General features: G+C 43.2%; 4 protein-coding genes and 2 pseudogenes. All 6 read left to right on the top strand.

Features of this window, described 5'->3' with window-relative positions:
- Window positions 1–101 precede the first annotated feature (101 nt).
- Window positions 102–323, top strand: a pseudogene (locus tag J9B83_RS15595) (transposase); the annotation flags it as partial.
- A 461-nt stretch (window positions 324–784) separates the two neighbouring features.
- Window positions 785–1,612, top strand: coding sequence for a carboxylating nicotinate-nucleotide diphosphorylase (gene nadC / locus J9B83_RS15600; protein WP_072842437.1), 828 nt, complete (start codon window positions 785–787; stop codon window positions 1,610–1,612).
- An 87-nt stretch (window positions 1,613–1,699) separates the two neighbouring features.
- Window positions 1,700–1,960: pseudogene (locus tag J9B83_RS16125) on the top strand (MarR family winged helix-turn-helix transcriptional regulator); the annotation flags it as partial.
- Between the two features lie 78 nt (window positions 1,961–2,038).
- Complete coding sequence (locus J9B83_RS15855) at window positions 2,039–2,182, top strand: hypothetical protein (RefSeq protein ID WP_236037358.1); 144 nt, start codon at window positions 2,039–2,041, stop codon at window positions 2,180–2,182.
- 548 nt (window positions 2,183–2,730) lie between these two features.
- Complete coding sequence (locus tag J9B83_RS15610; protein ID WP_072842439.1) at window positions 2,731–3,138, top strand: transposase; 408 nt, start codon at window positions 2,731–2,733, stop codon at window positions 3,136–3,138.
- Window positions 3,135–3,482, top strand: a complete 348-nt coding sequence (tnpB, locus tag J9B83_RS15615; RefSeq protein ID WP_072842440.1) for an IS66 family insertion sequence element accessory protein TnpB — start codon at window positions 3,135–3,137, stop codon at window positions 3,480–3,482. Before J9B83_RS15610 ends, tnpB begins: the two co-directional genes overlap by 4 nt.
- The last annotated feature ends 72 nt before the right edge of the window (window positions 3,483–3,554 follow it).

Genomic DNA, 3,554 nt, shown 5'->3' on the forward strand with positions numbered 1-3,554 from the left:
AGTTGTCTCACCCATTTATCCATGGTGGATTTGCCCACCCCCATCGCTTCAGCCGCTTCTGCGACGCTATAATTTTGTTCTATAACAAGCTGCGCCTTTTCAAGAAACATCCAAGAATAAACAAGCAACCTATCCGAACGGAATACATCAAAGCCAGTATCAGAGCAAAAGTAGAACACCCACTTCGGTTCATAAAGCGTCAGTTTGGTTTTAGGAAAGTGATCTATCGAGGGCTGGCGAAAAACGACAACAAACTGGCGATGCTGTTTGCCTTAGCTAATGTGTTTAGAGTTGACCAGATGATACGGGCAGCAAGGGGTTAATCCGTTCAAAATCCACTAAACAAGGCTAGATAAGCTTGTTTAGTGGTGAAAAGCATCAAAACAGAAGGAACCCAGTGTTTTTTTATTTGAAAAAAGAGAGGTTGAGTGTTTCGCAACTTCTTAATCGTAGTTTCCCTAACTCAACTTCTACTTTTAGCACCTGCTAAAAAAGGGAGGATTACTTTATTAGAAGGCTAATTATTATTGAAAATTTAGAGATATATCGCTATCATGTAAAGGGTTTGGTTTATAATAATCACCGAATCAGACTTCGTTAGAGGTCCTACCCAATTCGAAAGAATGCTTTTCTGGCAGATGGGTTAATCCGTTTTATTATTAGCTAGATTGATTTTTGAATGATTTTTAGAAGGGGCTTTTCATCGATAAGTGATGATGGGCTTCGGAAGGTGGATCACTCGTAGTTTCCCTTTGGGTTTTATGACATTGCATTGAGGTTTTTGATGACTTTACCAAGTGATTTGGCAGATACCGTTAAGCTTGCACTTTTGGAAGATGTTGGCAGCGGGGACGTATCTGCGGATTTGATTTCTACGAACGCGCCGGCAAAAGCACGAATAATCAGTCGAGAAGATGCTGTACTGTGTGGGTGCGCCTGGTTCGAGGAAGTGTTTCGTCAGGTAGATGACACTATTGTAGTCAGTTGGTTCTTTTCTGATGGTAATAAAGTTAAGGCTGAAGACCTTCTCTGTGAGGTTGAAGGACCGGCAAAATCTCTTGTAACAGCTGAGCGAACTGCATTGAACTTTCTTCAGTTATTGTCAGCAACGGCTACGCAAACCAATACATACGTCGAAAAAATTCAACACACGAACTGCAAACTACTCGATACTCGAAAAACTATTCCTGGTCTCCGTACAGCTCAGAAATATGCTGTGGTTTGCGGAGGAGGAAAGAATCATCGAATCGGCCTCTTTGACCAAGTGCTGATCAAAGAGAACCATATTATGGCTGCTGGCTCGATTTCTGCCGCAGTAGAAAATGCTCGTAGGCTTCATCCTGCTATCAAAATCGAGGTAGAAGCTGAAACTCTAGCTGAGGTTCAACAAGGGCTTGATGCTAAAGCTGATATCATCATGTTAGACAACTTTGATCGAGCGAATTTGATTCAAGCCGTGCATCTAGCCGCCGGAAAGGTTCCCTTGGAAGCGTCTGGTGGTGTTAATCTCGAAACAATTACTGCAATCGCGGAGACTGGCGTTGATTATATTTCGGTTGGCGACGTCACTAAGAATGTCAAAGCGATCGATTTATCAATGAGATTTGTTTAGTCGCGAACGAGGAGTCTGGAGAAGATGGTAAGTATACTCAACAGGCTCCTAGCTTAAGATAAATATCATTTTGGTTGTTTAGCACCTATGGATTACAGCTCTCCTAATAGTTATGAAAGATTAGTCGATGAGCGACTTGCACATATCGTTCGTCAGTTGGCTCGTGATTTCCAGAATTGTCTCGAAGAAAGGATACAACCTTACGGAGTGAATCACGGCTTCTGGGCGTATCTTCGAGAGCTCTGGGAAGAGGATGGCGTTTCACAGAGAGATCTTAGTGAACGCGTGGGGTTATCCGGTCCCACCACTAATTCCGTGGTAAAACGAATGGTGGTTGCTGACCTAGTTGAGTTGCGCCCGATAGTCGAAGGCAAGCCTAGGATGCTAGTCCATCTTACCGATAGAGGGAGATCTCTAAGGGGTGTATTGGAACCACTTGCAGAAGAAGTGAACACTATTGCTGTTCGGGACATGTCTAGTGACGAGACCGATATTCTGCGAACATTCTTGCTGAAAATGCTTAGTAATTTGCGTGCAGCCGAATTGCCTTCTACAGAACCTTCGGATTAGATTTGGTCGCTGTTTTTCAAAAAGAGGGAAAAGGTAGAGCTCGACCTGATCTTACAGTTTCGAAGTTAATTCAATTTAATACAGGCCGGAGTCTTCAAACGGCATTAAATCTGAATAAGGCTTCCAGATTAGTGAATTACTGTGAAGTGAACTTTTCAGACAGACAATTCATGTTGTCACACATTAAACGTAAATTGTATTAGCTGCTACTCAATCTGACATTCTAGATCCTTGAGCGTGATCTGATCGTACCATTGCTCTCACAGGTCAGTGTCTGAGAACGGCAGATACTGTTGAAAAACTCGTCAGGCAGGGAGCAATCTCTTTGCCTAGCATCGCAAAGCCACTTGAGTGACGGATTTGATTATCGATTCAGTTCAGATTAGCTCCTGATTTTATATTCTCACTCCGTAAATCCTGCCAATATGGACTTTTAGGTACATAGCTGGGCCATCCTTTTCAGGTTTTGCGTAACCGTACGGCCACTACATCTTTTATTTAATTATCCTTAAGGCATCCTATCCACTTTATCAGCCAGGATATGACCGATGTCAGATATTATTCATCACACTAGTCGCCGGATCTTCTCGCCTCAATATAAATTAGAGGTCGTAAATGAGGCATTAGCCAATCAGTTATCAACTGCCCAAATTGCACAAAAGCACCACATCAATAACAACCAAGTTTTTCGCTGGTGTCGCGAATATAAACTTGGTAACGCAAGATGGGTAAAAGTAGCAAGCAACCACCCTGTGATGGCGACACAAGATACCCCTGGAGAGACCAAGTTTTTACCCATCACGACTCAGTCCAGCTCCAATACTGTCATGCGCAATACTAAACAACAGACGCCAAACTCAAGTATGGTGGTCGTTGAGCTAGCCAGTGGGCACGTGCTCAAGCTCACACATCCCACGGCTGAGACGATCAAACAGATCTTATCGGTTATCGTATGATCACTTTATCCCATGATGTACGGATCTGGTTATGTGCCGGCCACACCGATATGCGTAAAGGCTTTGATGGTTTATCTGCGATTGCGCAGCATATATTACAAAAAGATCCCTTTAATGGGCATGTTTTTGTGTTTCGCGGCAAACGTGGTGATCGGGTTAAATTACTATGGTGGGATGGTCAAGGATTATGTCTGTATTATAAACGTTTGGAGCACGGACGTTTTGTGTGGCCGAGCGCAACATCCGGTGCTGTTCACTTATCACAAGCCCAATTATCCATGCTACTAGAGGGTATTGATTGGCGCCCACCGGCAAGGCGATATCGACCGGGAAATAGTACGTAAAAAACCGTGAATTTATTGCTTTATCCCGTCTTTTTATTGGGCTTGAGTGGTATAATTAAGCTCATGAAAACA

Origin of the sequence: Marinomonas vulgaris, from assembly GCF_018145875.1 — a bacterium.
GTDB classification, from domain to species: Bacteria; Pseudomonadota; Gammaproteobacteria; order Pseudomonadales; family Marinomonadaceae; genus Marinomonas; species Marinomonas vulgaris.